Here is a 14,320-nt window from a genome sequence, read left to right as displayed (position 1 = left end):
GCCATGGCCGCACGCCAAGCCGCCAAGACCGACGCAAAGCCCGCTGCCAATCGCAAGGGTGCCACGACCCGCAAGCGCGCCGCCCCGGCCAAGCGCCCCGCTCCTCGCGTGCCCGGCTGGCTATGGGGGCTCGGTGGCCTGGTGGCCGGCTTCTTCCTCTCCCAGTATCTGCAGGACTCTGCACCGGCGCCGCTTGCCAAGGTATTCAGCCGCCCGGCGACCGAACAGTCCGCCTCATCGGCTGACCAGCAAGAACGCGACTCGGGTAGCGAGGCATCCGGGGAAAGCGAGCAACGCATGCCAACCTTCGAGTTCTACACGCTGCTGCCGGAGTCCGAGGTCATCGCACCCAGTGGTCAATCACAGGGCGAAGCCGCCGCGCCTGCCAAGGACCCGATCGCCGAGCAGATCGCCCGCCAGCAGTCGCAGCCGGCCGAGAATCGCCAACCCACCGAAATCGCCGACGACGAGCGCTACATTCTGCAGGCGGCCTCGTTTCGTGAACCGGCTGATGCTCAGCGGCTGGCCGGGCGACTGAGCGACTTCGGGCTGATGGCCAACATCAGCAAGGTCCAGACCGGTGACGGCGCCACCTGGCACCGTGTCCAGGTGGGCCCCTATGGAGACCCTCGGGAACTCAACCGTGCTCAGGACTTGATGATCACTCAGGGCATCGAACCGCTGACCATCCGTCTTCAGAACTGATCTTTTGCGCCGGGAAGCCACCGCCATCGTGACGGCGGTGGCGGGTCAACGCCTGCTGCCGCCTTGCGAAGGTTGAATTCATCCCCCCCCGCCCACACCTTTCCTTCACGTTACCAACGACAGCTTTCATGGCGTCCGTCCGACCGCTTACCGCATCCCGGACGCCCAAGTCACCGGGAGTGTCATTACTCCCATTACGGAGTTCATCTCCATGACCACGATCGTATCCGTGCGCCGCGGCGACCATGTCGCCCTGGCCGGTGATGGCCAGGTCTCACTGGGCAACACCGTCATGAAAGGCAACGCCAGCAAGGTGCGTCGCCTCTATCGCGGCCAGGTACTGGCCGGTTTCGCGGGCGGCACCGCCGACGCCTTCACCCTGTTCGAGCGCTTTGAAGCCCAGCTGGAGAAATACCAGGGCCACCTGACCAAGGCCGCCGTGGAACTCGCCAAGGAATGGCGCACCGACCGTGCCCTGCGCCGGCTCGAAGCGCTGCTGGCAGTGGCCGACAAGAATGCCTCGCTGATCATCACCGGCAACGGCGACGTCGTGGAGCCCGAACGTGGCATCATCGCCATCGGCTCGGGCGGCAACTATGCCTTGTCCTCGGCGCGTGCACTGCTCGAGAACACCGAGCTGTCGGCCCGTGACATCACCGAGAAGTCCCTGGAGATCGCCGGCGACATCTGCGTCTTCACCAATCACCACATCACGCTGGAAGAGCTCTGAGCCATGACCCAGATGACCCCCCGCGAGATCGTTCACGCCCTCGACCAGTTCATCATCGGCCAGCAGGACGCCAAGCGTGCCGTGGCCGTGGCGCTGCGCAACCGCTGGCGCCGCATGCAGCTCAACGACGAGCTGCGCCATGAGGTCACGCCCAAGAACATCCTGATGATCGGGCCGACCGGCGTGGGCAAGACCGAGATCGCCCGTCGCCTGGCCAAGCTGGCGCGCGCCCCCTTCCTCAAGGTCGAGGCCACCAAGTTCACCGAGGTCGGCTATGTGGGCCGCGACGTCGAGTCGATCGTGCGTGATCTGACAGAAGCGGCGATCAAGATGGTCCGCGAGCACGCCAAGGAAGAAGTTAGCCACAAGGCCGACGATGCCGCCGAGGAACGCATCCTCGACGCGCTGCTGCCGCGTCCGCGGGGCAGTGAATACGACAGCGGTCGGGACGACTCCTCGACCCGCCAGGTGTTCCGCAAGAAGCTGCGCGAAGGCCAGCTCGATGACAAGGAAATCGACATCGAGATCACGCCCCAGAGCGGCGGCATGGACTTCAACACCCCGCCGGGCATGGAAGAAATGGCCAGCCAGCTGCAGAACATGTTCTCCAGCATGGGCAAACAGAAGACCGAGACCCAGCGGGTCGCCGTCAAGGATGCCTGGAAGCTGCTGCGCGACGAGGAAGCCGCCAAACTGGTCAACGAGGAAGACATCAAGAGCCGCGCCATCGAAGCAGTGGAACAGCACGGCATCGTCTTCTTGGACGAGATCGACAAGGTCGTCAAGGGCCAGCAGAGCAGTGGTGGGGAAGTGTCCCGCGAGGGCGTGCAGCGCGATTTGCTGCCATTGATCGAGGGCTCGACGGTCTCGACCAAGCACGGCATGGTCAAGACCGACCACATCCTGTTCATTGCCTCGGGTGCCTTCCACTTGGCCAAGCCGTCGGACCTGATTCCGGAGCTTCAGGGCCGTCTGCCGATCCGGGTCGAGCTCAATGCACTCTCGCCTGACGACTTCAAGCGCATCCTCACCGAGCCGTCTGCCGCTCTGACCAAGCAGTATCATGCGCTGATGGCCACCGAAGGGCTCGAGATCACCTTCACCGAAGAGGGCATCACGCGCATCGCCGAGATCGCCTGGAAGGTCAACGAGGGCACCGAGAACATCGGGGCGCGCCGCCTGCACACCGTGATGGAGCGCCTGCTCGAGGATGCCTCCTTCAAGGGTGGCGACATGGACAGTCCGCTGACCATCGACGCCGCCTACGTCGATTCCCAGCTCGGTGAACTGGCCATGGACGAAGACCTGTCGCGCTACATCCTCTGATCTGGCACGCTGGCCGTCGCCACGCCCTTGCGGCGGGCCACGGCCAGCTAGTTCTCTGTATCCCTGCAGGAGGCCGCCATGAGCGTCCCGATCCCCTCAAACGTCCACTATCACAAGTCTGCTCGCGAGCTGGAACTTAGCTACCCGGACGGTTCGACCTACCGCCTATCGATCGAGTATCTACGCGTTTTCTCGCCCTCTGCCGAGGTGCGAGGCCACGGCCCTGACACCGCCGTATTGCAGGTCGGCAAGAAGGACGTAGGCCTTGCCAACATCACCCCGTCAGGCCGCTACGCCCTGAAGCTTACTTTCGATGACGGCCATGACAGCGGCCTCTTCAGCTGGGACTACCTGTATGCCCTCGCGACCAATGCCGACATCAACTGGGCAGACTACCTCGCACGCCTCGAGGCGGCCGGCGAGTCCCGGCAACCCAAGAGCATCCAGTTCAAGGAGCTCTGAAGCGACCCTCGCTTGGCCGGCACCTGGATAGCCCCCGCCGGACTTACCGATAACGGGTCAAGCTCGTGACGACAAAGACAAGGCCATCGCGGTGACGCTACAATGGCGCCATCGCCGGCCCCGGGCCGGCCCTTTTTTCACGTGCTGCACCCCCTGCTGCACGGTCTGATGCTCTGACTGATAGGGATGCCCATGGATAAGCGCACCACACACTTCGGCTATCAGGAAGTCCCGGTCGACGAAAAAGCGTCACGCGTCGCCGACGTCTTTCACTCAGTGGCGGCGCGCTATGACGTGATGAATGACCTGATGTCGTTCGGCGTCCATCGGATCTGGAAGCGTCTGACACTGGAGCGAGCGGGCGTACGATCCGGCCAACGCGTCCTCGACATCGCCGGTGGCACTGGTGATCTGACGCTGAAGTTCTCGCGCCAGGTAGGGCCGCGTGGCCAGGTCATCCTTGCCGACATCAACGAATCCATGCTGCGCGTCGGCCGTGACAAGCTGCTCGACCATGGTGTGGGTGGCAACGTCGAGTACGTGCAGGCCAACGCCGAGTGCCTGCCCTTCCCGGATAACAGCTTCGACTGCATCACCATCGCCTTCGGCCTGCGCAACGTCACCGACAAGGATGCCGCGCTGCGCTCGATGGCGCGGGTGCTCAAGCCCGGCGGCCGTCTGCTGGTGCTGGAATTCTCAAAGCCCGACAACCCCTTGCTGTCCAGGGCCTACGACGACTACTCCTTCCACCTGCTACCCAAAATGGGCCAGTGGGTGGCCGGCGACGCCGACAGCTACCGCTACCTGGCCGAGTCGATTCGCATGCACCCGGACCAGGAGACCCTCAAGGGCATGATGGAAGCCGCCGGACTCGAGCGGGTCGAGTACACCAACCTGACGGGCGGTATCGTGGCCCTGCACCGGGGCATCAAGCTCTAATGATGGTACTCGCTGGTTTCGAACGCACGCTCAATGCCTTGCTCGCCCGGGACCCGGCCGCTCCGGCCCGGCTGGCGGCCCTCGATGGATCACGCCTGCTGGTGCGTCTGGAACGGCCTGCCTACACCCTGCTGGTGAGCTTCGACGCCCACGGCCTGTCGCTCTGCCGGGGAGAAGGCCTCGCCGATGAAGATGTCGACGTGATTGTCGAGGCCGACAGCGAGGCACTGGGCGAACTGATTGGTGGCGAGTCCGGCGAACGCCTGATGTTTCGTGGTCGCCTCGCAGTGCGCGGACGCGCTCAGGTGCTAGAACAGGCGCGCGACCTGCTGCTCGATCTCGACTTCGACTGGGAGGGTGAGCTCGCTCACTGGCTCGGTGACATGCCGGCCAACAGCCTGGCCGAGGGCCTGCGCCGCCTGGCACGCTGGGGCTTGCGCACCCGCCAGGAGCTGACTGCCGATATCGGCGAATACGTCTTCGAGGAAGCGCGCCTGCTGCCCGGACGTCAGCAGCTTAACGTGATGCGCGATCAGCTCACCGAACTCGAGATTGCAAGTGACCGCCTCGAGGCGCGACTGGAGCGTCTCAAGCGACGCTTCGAGGCGCGACGCCTGCCTGATGAGGCCTCCGAGGAGCCCCGTTCATGAGCCTGCGCCTGGCACGGATCGCCTGGGTCGTCACCCGCTACCGCCTCGACACCCTGATACCCAAGGCGCGTCTGCCCTGGCCACTTCGAATGCTACTCGCCCTCTCACCGCTGCGCCTGATTCCGGCGCGTGGCGAGCGTGCGGAGCGGCTACGCCTGGCACTGGAAGCACTGGGACCGATCTTCGTCAAATTCGGCCAGATGCTCTCGACCCGCCGCGACCTGCTGCCCCCAGATATCGCCGACGAGCTCAAGCGTCTTCAGGACCAGGTACCGCCCTTTCCCGGCGATCAGGCGGTGGCGCTGGTCGAGGAAGAACTCGAGTGCTCGATCGACGAGGCCTTTGCGCACTTCGATACCACGCCGCTCGCCTCGGCCTCGATTGCCCAGGTACACGCCGCTCGGCTGCACGATGGCCAGGAGGTCGTCGTCAAGATCATTCGCCCGGGTATCGACCGGGTGATGCGCCAGGACATGGCGCTGCTCTACGGGGTGGCACGCGTGCTGGCAAAGATTCCCGAGGCCCGGCGACTGCGCCCCCGCGAGGTGGTCGCCGACTATGAGTCCACGCTCTTCGACGAGCTAAACCTGCATCGGGAGGCCGCCAACACCTCCCAGCTCAAGCGCAACTTCAAGGGCTCGCCGCTGCTCTATGTGCCGACGATCCACTGGCCACTGACCCGGCGCAGCGTGATGGTCCAAGAACGCATCCATGGCATTCCCGTCGCCGACATGGAAGCCCTCGTGGCACAGGGCACCGATCTCAAGAAGCTCGCCGAACGCGGTGTGGAAATCTTCTTCACCCAGGTATTCCGCGACAACTTCTTCCATGCCGACATGCACCCGGGCAACATCTTCGTTGCCCACGGCAAGCCGAATGATCCGCAGTACATCGCCATCGATTGCGGCATCGTCGGCAGCCTGACCCGAGAGGATCAGGACTATTTGGCTCGCAACCTGCTGGCTTTCTTCCATCAGGACTACTATGAAGTGGCGGCCCTGCATATCGAATCCGGCTGGGTTGGGGAAGGCACCCGCGCCAACGAGTTCGCCTCGGCGATTCGCTCGGTGTGTGAGCCGATCCTCGAGAAGCCGCTCAAGGACATCTCCTTCGGCCAGGTGCTGCTGGGGCTCTTCCAGACCGCCAGACGCTTCAACATGGAGGTCCAGCCCCAGCTGGTGCTGCTGCAGAAGACCCTTTTGAATATCGAAGGCCTGGGCCGCCAGCTCTACCCGGATCTTGACCTGTGGCACACCGCCAAGCCCTATCTGGAACGCTGGATGAAGGAGCGCGCCGGTCCCCGCGGACTCTGGGAGTCGCTTCAGCGCCAGGCGCCCGAGCTGTCGCGCCAGCTGCCCGAGCTACCGGTGCTCGCCCACCAGGCGCTATCCCGGGTCGAGGCGGAACACAAGCAGCGCCATCGTCAGAGCGAGTCGATCTCGACCCTGCGCCAGCATGTCGTTGCCTCAGCCCGCGGCGCGCGGCGCCTGCGCCTCGGCGCGCTCCTGGTGGGCGTGGCGTTGGCCTGGCAGCCACTGCTCGGCTGGGCCGGTGAGCAGCCCTGGCCGGTGCTGGTGGCCGCAGGCCTGGGTGTGCTACTACTTGCCTGGCAATGACCATGCCTTTCCACAAGGCCACATCACAAGCGACTGAATCACCGCCTTTTTCGACCCACCGACTCAGGAATGTCATCGATGAGCGATATTCTTAACCAGCTCGCCGAGGTGCTCGATCAGCGCCGCGAGGCGGATCCCGACACCAGCTATGTGGCGTCGCTACATGACAAGGGGCTCAACAAGATTCTCGAAAAGGTTGGCGAAGAAGCCACCGAGACGCTGCTTGCCGCCAAGGATGCGGCTAATGGCTCAGACGAGAACCGCGCGGCAGTAGTCGCCGAAACCGCCGACCTGTGGTTTCATAGCCTTGTGATGCTGTCGCATCTCGGGATCGACCATCAGGACGTGCTTAATGAACTGGCACGTCGCTTCGGGATTTCCGGGCTGGACGAGAAGGCGGCCCGCTCAACGGATGCATAGGCCCCAGGGCCCATTGAAGGGAGAGACTCCATGTTAGGTGGCATCAGTATCTGGCAACTCTTGATCGTGCTCGGCATTATCATCTTGGTTTTTGGTACCAAGAAATTGCGTAACGTCGGTGGCGATCTGGGGGGCGCCGTAAAAGGGTTCAAGAAAGCCATGAATGATGGCGAGAAGACCGAAGACGAGAAGCAGGAAGACGACGCGACCCAGCAGCGAGTCGCCCACGACGAGACCGGCAAGACCTACGACGTCGAAGCCGAGACCAAGAAGCAGGAATCGGAAGAGCGCAAGTAACCGCCCATGTTCGATATCGGTTTCCTCGAACTGCTGATCATCGGTGTGGTCGGCCTGTTGGTGCTTGGTCCTGAGCGTCTGCCCAAGGCAGCGCGCACGGTCGGGCTGTGGATCGGCAAGATCAAGCGCACGGTCTCGGGCATGCAGCGGGATATCTCCGCGCAGCTCGAGGCTGAGGAGTTGCGTCAGAAGCTCGACGAACAGCAGAAAAAGCTCGATGCCAGCCTTCAGAAGGCCAAGCAAGGCGTCGAGCGCTACGGCGACGCTGACACTGCCACACAAGACAAGGCCAGCCCTCAGCAGGCTGACGACCAGGCTCGCCTGGACGATGCACTGGCCAAGCGGCGTGAAGAGGCTTCGGCCACACCAGAGGCTCAGCACGAGGCGTCCGCGACAAGCGACAAGGATCAACATCCCCGATGAGCGCCACTCCCGACCCGCAGGAACCCACACAAGGTCAGCCCCAAGACAATCAGAACAGCGGCCATGATACCCGCCAGGCGCCTCTCATCGAGCATCTGATCGAGCTTCGCTCGCGCTTGGTGCGTGCGGTGGTTGTGATCCTTGCCATCTTCCTGTCGCTGTACGCCTTCTCCAACGACATTTACACCTTCGTCGCGCAACCCTTGATGGCGCTGCTGCCGGAAGGCTCGCAGATGATCGCCACCGAGGTCGCATCGCCCTTTCTGGCGCCCTTCAAGCTGACCCTGGTGGTGGCGGTATTCATCGCCGTGCCCTTCGTGCTGCATCAGGCCTGGGCCTTCATCGCGCCAGGCCTCTACGACAACGAGAAACGCCTCGCCGTGCCACTCCTGGCGTCGAGCGTAGCGCTCTTTTATGGCGGCGCAGCCTTTGCCTACTACGTGGTCTTTCCGCTGCTGTTCGAGTTCTTCACCCAGACGGGGCCTGCCGATGTCGCGGTGATGACCGACATCAACCAGTACCTGAACTTCGTGCTCAAGCTGTTCTTCGCCTTCGGCATCGCCTTCGAGATTCCCATCGCCACCTTCCTGATGATCTTTTCCGGCGCCACCACGGTGGAAAGCCTCTCGAAGAAGCGCCCCTATGTGGTACTAGGCTGCTTCGTGGTCGGCATGTTGATGACCCCGCCGGATGTGATCTCCCAGAGCCTGCTTGCCGTACCGATGTATCTGCTTTACGAGGTCGGCATCTTGTTCGGACGCTTGGTCAAGCGCACGCCACGCCCGGCGGATGACGACGCCTGAGGCATCATCGCGAGGCCGTTCATCATGAAAAACCCCGCTCCCGCGGGGTTTTTGCATTATCCGCAGGTATTCCCCTGAAGGTGACACTGGCGTCTTTCGGGTGCGACAAGCCAACGCTTCCGACACTGACTCACACTGCATATACTCGAGGGAAATGGACGGGCGCTTGCCTTCACCAACCCCCGCTGTCATCTGACCGTCATTATCGCCTGTCACTATGAGACCCAAGGAATCAGGCGCCAATGGCGGGCCCCGACTGGAGATAGATCTTGAGCTTCACCACTTCTCGCCAGTATCCCGGCACTCGGCTGCGTCGCATGCGCAAGGACGACTTTTCGCGCCGCCTGATGGCTGAAAACACCCTGACACCGGCCGATCTGATCTGGCCGGTATTCGTGCTCGAGGGCAGCAATCGCCGCGAAGCCGTGCCCTCGATGCCCGGCGTCGAGCGCCTGTCGATCGATTTGTTGATCAACGAAGCGCGCGACGCCGAGGCGCTGGGTATTCCGGCGCTGGCGCTATTCCCGGTGATCGATACCGAGCTCAAGAGTGAGCTTGCCGAGGAGGCCTACAACGCCAACGGCCTGGTGCAACGCTGTGTTCGCGAACTCAAGGCCGCATGCCCGGCGCTTGGCATCATCACCGACGTCGCGCTTGACCCCTACACGAGCCATGGCCAGGACGGCATCCTGGATGGTAACGATTACGTGCTGAATGATCGCACCGTCGAAGTGCTGCTCAAGCAGGCACTGTCACATGCCGAAGCGGGCGCCGACGTGGTGGCGCCCTCGGACATGATGGACGGGCGCATCGGCGAGATCCGTAAAGTGCTTGAACAGGAACAGCTACATAACACCCGTATCATGGCCTACAGCGCCAAGTATGCCTCGCGTTATTACGGCCCCTTCCGCGATGCGGTGGGGTCGGCGAGCAATCTTGGCAAGGCCGACAAGACCAGCTACCAGATGGACCCCGCCAACAGTGACGAGGCGCTACACGAGGTCGCCCTCGACCTCGCTGAAGGCGCCGATATGGTCATGATCAAGCCAGGCATGCCTTATCTGGACGTGGTACGGCGGGTCAAGGATGAGCTGCGCGTACCCACCTATGCCTACCAGGTCAGCGGCGAATACGCCATGCACATGGCGGCCTTCGAAAAGGGCTGGCTCGAAGAGGACCAGGTCATCCTTGAGTCACTGATGTGCTTCAAACGCGCCGGCGCCGACGCCATTCTGACCTACTTCGCCAAACGGGCGGCAAGACTGCTCACTTAATCACCGGAAGGGCTCGAGCGCCCTTCCATGGCTTCCCGGAGGCAAGATGGAAGACTCTCGCACCCCTGACACCGGCAACTCGCTACCGGAGGCGGCGATCGACGAGGCAGGCCCTGCCGACGCCCCCCCGCTGCGCGTCAATCGGACTCGCACCGGCATCCAGGCCAAAGTGGTACCGGACCCCGAGGCCGACCTCAGCGATCCGCGCCTGTACTTCAACCGCGAGCTGTCGCACCTGCAGTTCAACATCCGGGTGCTCGAACAGGCGCTCGACACCTCGCATCCGCTGCTCAACCGGGTCATGTTCCTGTTGATCTTCTCGTCCAACATGGATGAGTTCTTCGAGATTCGTGTCGCCGGCCTCAAGCATCAGCTGATGCTAGGTAACGACGATACCGGTGCCGACGGCCGCCTGCCGCGCTCGGTCCTCGACGAGATCAGCCAGGTGGCCCATACCCAGGTCGAGCGCCAGTACCAGATACTCAATGAACAGCTGATCCCGGCGCTGGAAGAAAAAGGCTTGCGCTTTCGCCGCCGCAGCGACTGGAGTGAGGCGCAGGCGAACTGGGTGCAGGACTACTTCGATGAAGAGATCGTGCCGGTGATCAGCCCCATCGGGCTGGATCCTTCTCACCCCTTCCCGCGATTGGTCAACAAGAGCCTCAATTTCATCGTCGAGCTGGAGGGCAAGGATGCCTTCGGACGCGAAGGCGGCCTGGCCATTCTGCCGGCCCCGCGCTCACTGCCACGGGTGATCGCCCTGCCTGATGGACTCTGCGCAGAAGGGTTCGACGAATATGTATTCCTGTCCTCGATGATCCACGCCCATGCCCAGGAGGTCTTCCCGGGCATGAAAGTACGCGGCTGCTACCAGTTTCGCCTGACACGCAATGCCGACCTGGCCGTCGATCCCGAGGAAGTCTCCGACCTGGCCACGGCACTGCGTGGCGAGCTGTTGGCCCGACGCTACGGCAGTGGCGTGCGCCTGGAAGTCGCCGACAACTGCCCAGACGACCTGGCCGCCTTCCTGATCAAGCAGTTCGAACTCGAGGAAAACGATCTCTACCGGGTCAACGGCCCCGTCAACCTGACGCGCATGATGGCGGTGCTCGGCGACGTCGATCGCCCAGAGCTAAGCTATCGCCCCTTCACGCCAGGCCTGCCCAAGCCCTTGAACAAGAGCGGCAGCCTGTTCGATGCCATTCGTGATCAGGACATCCTGCTTCACCACCCTTTCCAGTCCTTCAAGCCGATCGAGGACCTGCTCGCCGAGGCCGCTCGAGACCCGGCGGTGCTTGCCATCAAGCAGACGCTTTATCGCACCGGCGCTGACTCGCCGATCGTCAGTGCCCTGGTCGAAGCAGCGCGCAACGGCAAGGAAGTCACGGTGGTGATCGAATTGCGCGCCCGCTTTGATGAAGCCGACAACCTGACGCTTGCCTCGCGACTGCAGGAGGCCGGCGCCATCGTCATCTACGGCGTGATGGCCTACAAGACCCACGCCAAGATGATCCACATCGTGCGCCGCGAAAAGGGCGACCTGCGCTACTACGCGCACCTGGGCACCGGCAACTATCACTCAAAGACCGCCAAGCTCTACACCGACTACAGTCTGCTGACGGCCAATCCGACGCTTTGCGAGGACGTGCACAAGGTCTTCCAGCAGCTGTCTGGCATGGGACAGGCGCGCAAGATCGAAACGCTGCTGCACGCCCCCTTCACACTGCACCCGAAGATGGTCGAGATGATCGATCGCGAGGCCAAGCATGCCGAGAAGGGCAAGCGTGGCCACCTGATCATCAAGTGCAACTCGCTGACCGAGCCGCAGCTGATCCGCGCCCTCTACCGCGCCTCCCAGGCGGGCGTCGAGTGCGACCTGATCATCCGCGGCATGTGCTGCCTGCGCCCGGGCATCCCCGGCATTTCCGATAATATCCGGGTGCGCTCGGTGATCGGGCGCTTCCTCGAGCACACACGGGTGTTCTACTTCCACAACGGCGGCAAGCCGGAAGTCTGGGGCTCGAGCGCCGATTTCATGGCCCGCAACATGTTTCACCGGGTCGAGACCTGCTTTCCCTTCCTCGACAAGAAAATTGCCGCCCGGGTGCGCAAGGACCTGGAGACCTACCTGGTCGACAACTGCCAAAGCTGGCTTCTGCAATCCGATGGCAGCTACATCAAGCAGGAGGTCGGCGACAGTGCCCCGATCAGCGTTCAGGAGACGCTGCTCTACGCCTACGCCACCAAGGCCTGACGGCACCTCTAGGGAGGTTCGAACACGACAACGCCGGGCCCAGGCCCGGCGTTGTCGTGTCTGCGTGCCCGATCTGATGGCTAGGCCTGAAGGCTACATCTGAAAGGTAAGGCTAAAACGGACGAGGCATCAGCCCTGGTCGAGTGCCTGCTTGAGGCGGCGCTCATCGAATCCGGGGACTCGCTCGGGCAGACCGGCTTCCCGGCGCCGCTGCTTTATTGCCAAGCGTTCGGCGAGGCGCTCGCCGTCATCGTCCAAAGAACGGCCATCGAGACGGGACAGTTCCGAGATACCTTGATAATAGAAGCTCAATACCTCGAGTGCCGCCGGGTCATCTTCGTCGAGAGCTCGACGCAGAACCGGCAGGTGGGCGCTGACCCGTGACAAGGACTGCTTGAGACGCCAGCCATAGCGCACTTGTGCCATGAAGGGGCGCTCCTTGAGTACCGCAATCAGGCCGCTGGTGATCAACAAGCCAAGCAGCACGCCCAGCGCATTGAGCCAGATACTCGAGCCGAACGCCCAGGTCAGAAGCTGAGAAAAACACAGCCCCAGCACCAGAAACAGGGCCGCCATGTCAATGGACGCCCACCGCGACTGGCGGCGGTAGGTCTCGGGGTCATGGGCCTCGAAGCGAAAGTCCAGGGGGGCATCCTGATGGTGAGACGGCTCAGGCATTGCGCAGGCGCTCGGCCGCGGTCAGCAGCAGATGCTCGGTGGTCTCCCAGCCGAGGCAGGCATCAGTGATCGAGACGCCATAACGCAAGGCGTCCGGCTTCAACGGCTGCTTGCCCTCGTGGATATGGCTCTCGAGCATCACGCCGAAAAGCGCGTTATCGCCATCCAGGCGCTGATCCAACACATCGAACAACACCTCGCCCTGACGCCGATGGTCCTTTCGCGAGTTGGCATGACTGCAATCCACCATGAGTCGCGGAGCGAGCCCGGCTTCCTTGAGCGCCCGGCGACACGCCGCGACCTCGGGCGCCCGGAAGTTAGGCTCACCATGACCGCCACGCAGCACCACATGGGTGTGGGGGTTGCCTGGCGTGCGGCGCATCACGGGGCGGCCGTCACTGGCAATGCCTGGATGATGATGCGGGTGCGCGCTGGCCCGAATGGCATCGATGGCCACCTGAACACCGCCATCGGTACCGTTCTTGAAGCCGACCACCGCGCCCAGGCCGCTGGCCAGTTCACGATGGATCTGCGACTCGGTGGTGCGGGCACCAATGGCCGTCCAGGCAAGCAGGTCATCGAGATAGGGCGCGACCATCGGCTGCAGAAGCTCGGTGGCAACCGGTAGACCCAGTTCGACGATCTCGCGCATCAAGGTACGGGATTGGGCAAGCCCGGCGGCCATGTCATCGGCCCCTTCGAGGCCGGGGTCGTAGGCGAGTCCCTTCCAACCGACGGTGGTTCGCGGCTTCTCGACATAGACCCGCATCACCAACAGCAGGCGATCCTCTACCCGGTGCGCCAAGGCGGCGAGGCGTTCAGCGTACTCGCGGGCCGACTTGGGGTCATGGATCGAACAGGGACCGACCACCACCAGCAGACGATCGTCGCGACCATCGAGAATGGCGCGAATCGCCTCACGCTGGCCCTCAACACGCTCGGCAAGCATCGGCGTCAGCGGAAGATCGCCGCGCAGTTCATCAGGCGTCGGCAATGGGGTCTCTTCAACCATCAAGGCCACCGCGGTGTCGCCGCAAGCATCAAGCCCCTGCGGCGAGGGCGTGGCAGGCTTACTGTTATCGGCGTGATGGCGTTCAGCACCGTCGGCAAGGGTCTCGAGAGTAGAAAGGCTGGCATTCATCGGGAAAGGCTCCGGCTAGGCGATTGGCGTCGAGTCGAGTGGCCACCAAGAGTGTGCCGGTCGGAGGTGGCGAGCTGTGCCGACCGAGCGTCGCTAAATCGCCAATAGCCATACGCGCTCGGATAACGGGGCGAGAGGGTCATGGCAAACGCTGGGTTGCGGTCGAACATCGCGTGTCTTCCTCGTGGGCCAATGGCCCGATATATGAATGGCAGACAGTCCACTAACGAAAACCCCCGGTCGGGTTGCCGACCGGGGGTTTCAAAACATCGGAGGCAACCCTGAGGGGGCGTACCTCGCAGCAAGGATCAGTGTGACCCTGCTGCCGGCACGCCGGCGCTAAACCAATAGGCCCAGTAACGGCGCCAGCCGCCGGTAGCGTATCCCCCATTGGTCTTGCAAGTACCCACGCACCGACCGCCGCCAGCGAGGGCGAAGCGAGAAGTGGCGGATAAAAGCGAGATATGCGGCATGGGTCTCCGGGGTCGCTAACGATGTCTGATGTAAAATGTCTTATGGCTAAGTGGTTGGCGCGACGACACTTGTGTTGGGAATTCAAGAGAACGTCACACAACGCTTCATACCTAACATTATCCTACACG

Annotated in this window: 15 protein-coding genes; 13 read left to right on the top strand and 2 right to left on the bottom strand. The window is 63.0% G+C overall.

The annotated features are described in order from the left end of the window. Nucleotides 1–3 precede the first annotated feature (3 nt). The 13 genes from ETC27_RS13750 to ppk1 all read left to right on the top strand — a co-directional run bounded on the left by ETC27_RS13750 (nt 4) and on the right by ppk1 (nt 11,899). Entirely contained in the window at nt 4–705 is a 702-nt protein-coding gene (locus tag ETC27_RS13750) for an SPOR domain-containing protein (protein ID WP_136255583.1), read from the top strand. A 211-nt stretch (nt 706–916) separates the two neighbouring features. After that, nucleotides 917–1,435, top strand: coding sequence for an ATP-dependent protease subunit HslV (gene hslV / locus ETC27_RS13745; protein WP_092522988.1), 519 nt, complete (start codon nt 917–919; stop codon nt 1,433–1,435). Nucleotides 1,436–1,438: 3 nt separating this feature from the next. Further along, a complete protein-coding gene (gene hslU, locus ETC27_RS13740) occupies nt 1,439–2,761 on the top strand; it encodes an ATP-dependent protease ATPase subunit HslU (RefSeq protein WP_136255582.1) in 1,323 nt (440 codons plus the stop codon). 78 nt (nt 2,762–2,839) lie between these two features. Next, complete coding sequence (locus ETC27_RS13735; RefSeq protein WP_136255581.1) at nt 2,840–3,223, top strand: gamma-butyrobetaine hydroxylase family protein; 384 nt, start codon at nt 2,840–2,842, stop codon at nt 3,221–3,223. Nucleotides 3,224–3,415: 192 nt separating this feature from the next. Beyond that, nucleotides 3,416–4,162, top strand: a complete 747-nt coding sequence (ubiE, locus tag ETC27_RS13730) for a bifunctional demethylmenaquinone methyltransferase/2-methoxy-6-polyprenyl-1,4-benzoquinol methylase UbiE (RefSeq protein WP_205742743.1) — start codon at nt 3,416–3,418, stop codon at nt 4,160–4,162. Continuing rightward, nucleotides 4,162–4,812: a ubiquinone biosynthesis accessory factor UbiJ gene (locus ETC27_RS13725; protein ID WP_136255579.1), complete on the top strand. Its 651-nt coding sequence runs from the start codon at nt 4,162–4,164 to the stop codon at nt 4,810–4,812. The genes ubiE and ETC27_RS13725 overlap by 1 nt, the downstream gene beginning before the upstream one ends. Then, nucleotides 4,809–6,428, top strand: coding sequence for a ubiquinone biosynthesis regulatory protein kinase UbiB (gene ubiB, locus ETC27_RS13720; RefSeq protein ID WP_136255578.1), 1,620 nt, complete (start codon nt 4,809–4,811; stop codon nt 6,426–6,428). Before ETC27_RS13725 ends, ubiB begins: the two co-directional genes overlap by 4 nt. Before the next feature lie 78 nt (nt 6,429–6,506). After that, the gene (locus tag ETC27_RS13715; protein WP_136255577.1) at nt 6,507–6,848 is read left to right on the top strand and encodes a phosphoribosyl-ATP diphosphatase; all 342 of its coding nucleotides are present in this window, start codon (nt 6,507–6,509) and stop codon (nt 6,846–6,848) included. 30 nt (nt 6,849–6,878) lie between these two features. Continuing rightward, nucleotides 6,879–7,145 carry a Sec-independent protein translocase subunit TatA gene (tatA, locus tag ETC27_RS13710; protein WP_136255576.1) on the top strand — a complete coding sequence of 89 codons (267 nt, stop codon included), beginning with the start codon at nt 6,879–6,881 and terminating at the stop codon, nt 7,143–7,145. 6 nt (nt 7,146–7,151) lie between these two features. Beyond that, the gene (gene tatB / locus ETC27_RS13705) at nt 7,152–7,568 is read left to right on the top strand and encodes a Sec-independent protein translocase protein TatB (RefSeq protein ID WP_136255575.1); all 417 of its coding nucleotides are present in this window, start codon (nt 7,152–7,154) and stop codon (nt 7,566–7,568) included. Beyond that, nucleotides 7,565–8,371 (top strand): twin-arginine translocase subunit TatC, encoded by an 807-nt coding sequence (gene tatC, locus ETC27_RS13700; RefSeq protein WP_136255574.1) that lies wholly within the window; start codon nt 7,565–7,567, stop codon nt 8,369–8,371. The genes tatB and tatC overlap by 4 nt, the downstream gene beginning before the upstream one ends. A 269-nt stretch (nt 8,372–8,640) precedes the next feature. Beyond that, nucleotides 8,641–9,645, top strand: coding sequence for a porphobilinogen synthase (hemB, locus tag ETC27_RS13695; protein ID WP_136255573.1), 1,005 nt, complete (start codon nt 8,641–8,643; stop codon nt 9,643–9,645). Between the two features lie 46 nt (nt 9,646–9,691). Further along, entirely contained in the window at nt 9,692–11,899 is a 2,208-nt protein-coding gene (gene ppk1, locus ETC27_RS13690) for a polyphosphate kinase 1 (protein WP_136255572.1), read from the top strand. A gap of 129 nt (nt 11,900–12,028) precedes the next feature. Here the strand turns inward: ppk1 and ETC27_RS13685 are convergent, their stop codons facing one another. Further along, nucleotides 12,029–12,577 carry a DUF3087 family protein gene (locus ETC27_RS13685; protein WP_240724918.1) on the bottom strand — a complete coding sequence of 183 codons (549 nt, stop codon included), beginning with the start codon at nt 12,575–12,577 and terminating at the stop codon, nt 12,029–12,031. Further along, nucleotides 12,570–13,589, bottom strand: coding sequence for a 3-deoxy-7-phosphoheptulonate synthase (locus ETC27_RS13680; RefSeq protein ID WP_136255615.1), 1,020 nt, complete (start codon nt 13,587–13,589; stop codon nt 12,570–12,572). The genes ETC27_RS13685 and ETC27_RS13680 overlap by 8 nt, the downstream gene beginning before the upstream one ends. Nucleotides 13,590–14,320 lie beyond the last annotated feature (731 nt).

Source organism: Onishia niordana (assembly GCF_004798965.1).
Classification (GTDB): domain Bacteria; phylum Pseudomonadota; class Gammaproteobacteria; order Pseudomonadales; family Halomonadaceae; genus Onishia; species Onishia niordana.
Note: the sequence above shows the minus strand (reverse complement) of the source record. Positions and strands in the feature narration are given on the sequence as shown.